Source organism: Thermomonas alba (assembly GCF_022419205.1).
Classification (GTDB): Bacteria; Pseudomonadota; Gammaproteobacteria; order Xanthomonadales; family Xanthomonadaceae; genus Thermomonas; species Thermomonas alba.
The window spans coordinates 1-500 of sequence record NZ_JAJOZU010000077.1 but is presented as its reverse complement, the minus strand read 5'-3'; the positions used below and the strand labels follow the sequence as shown (position 1 = coordinate 500).

Below are 500 nucleotides of genomic sequence, written 5' to 3'. Positions count from 1 at the left end.
CACCCGTTCAACTGCCGCGGTAGGTGGAATAGCTCCAGGGGCTGACCAGCAGGGGCACGTGGTAGTGCGCCTGCGGATCGGCCACCCCGAAATCCAGCGCCACGCGGTCCAGAAACGGCGGCTGCGGCAGCGCGACCTGGCGGAACCGAAAGTAGTCCGCCACCTCGAACACCAGCCGGTAGGTGCCGGCGCTCAGCTCGCCCGTCGCGAGCAACGGACCGTCCGGGTTGCGCCCATCGGCGTTGAGCACGACGCGCTTGATCAGCCGGGGCTCGCCCGCGCACGTGGCGAACAGGGAAACCGCCATGCCAGCGGCCGGGCAGCCGTGCATGGTGTCGAGGACGTGCGTGCTCAGGCCCATGGCGCCTCCAGATCGGGGTGTGTTGTGCACCAAAGTGTATACAGATTGCGGACTTTGTGGCTATGATGCGCCCATGGCCCACACCAGCACCCGCGACATCGTCGATGCGCTGACGCGCGCCATCGTCGAGCACCGGCTG

1 protein-coding gene is annotated in these 500 nt (G+C 67.8%); it reads right to left on the bottom strand.

Features of this window, described 5'->3' with window-relative positions; all coding sequences use genetic code 11:
* Positions 1-7 precede the first annotated feature (7 nt).
* On the bottom strand, positions 8-361 hold the full coding sequence (gene uraH / locus ML342_RS11845; RefSeq protein WP_240127211.1) for a hydroxyisourate hydrolase: 354 nt from the start codon (positions 359-361) through the stop codon (positions 8-10).
* Positions 362-500 lie beyond the last annotated feature (139 nt).

Bases quoted from the DNA above. Each gene is read 5' to 3' on its own strand.
- uraH (WP_240127211.1), bottom strand. From the start codon at position 361: ATGGGCCTGAGCACGCACGTCCTCGACACCATGCACGGCTGCCCGGCC.